Here is a 440-nt window from a genome sequence, read left to right on the forward strand (position 1 = left end):
ACGGCCTGGTGCAGATCATCGCGAGTCTGCTTCTCCCGCTCCTGATTGCGCTCGGCTATGTCACGGCCCTGCGTAGGTTTATGCTGAGCACATAAAAGACAGGAGTCGGCCGATGCTGTTTGCAAGGATATGGATCGCAACGGTGAGAGGCCATCCGTGCCGGTAAGGGCGGTAACGATTGCGGCCGACAAAGAAGGGCAAATCCAGGTCGCCGTCATTGTTGCTCGCCGGCGGCGCCCTGCGTGCAACCAACACGATTGGACGTTTGCATCATCGCAGCACTATTGGCATGTCACACTCACATTGGAGATGTCGCCATCCGGCACAGTGCCGGTGCCATTCGTCACTACGCAGGTCCGCGTTGGTGGGATCGGCTGCGCCGAGACCGTAACCGAATTGGACAGCGTCAAGCAGAAGGTCCGGTTTACCGACATTCATCT

At 58.2% G+C, this 440-nt stretch carries 1 protein-coding gene; it reads left to right on the plus strand.

Going from position 1 to position 440, the window contains the following annotated elements:
* Window positions 1-129 precede the first annotated feature (129 nt).
* On the plus strand, window positions 130-440 hold a 311-nt coding region (locus tag P0D73_RS46760), incomplete at its 3' end, for a hypothetical protein (RefSeq protein ID WP_408436554.1).

This window comes from Paraburkholderia sp. RL18-101-BIB-B (assembly GCF_046026985.1).
Classification (GTDB): domain Bacteria; phylum Pseudomonadota; class Gammaproteobacteria; order Burkholderiales; family Burkholderiaceae; genus Paraburkholderia.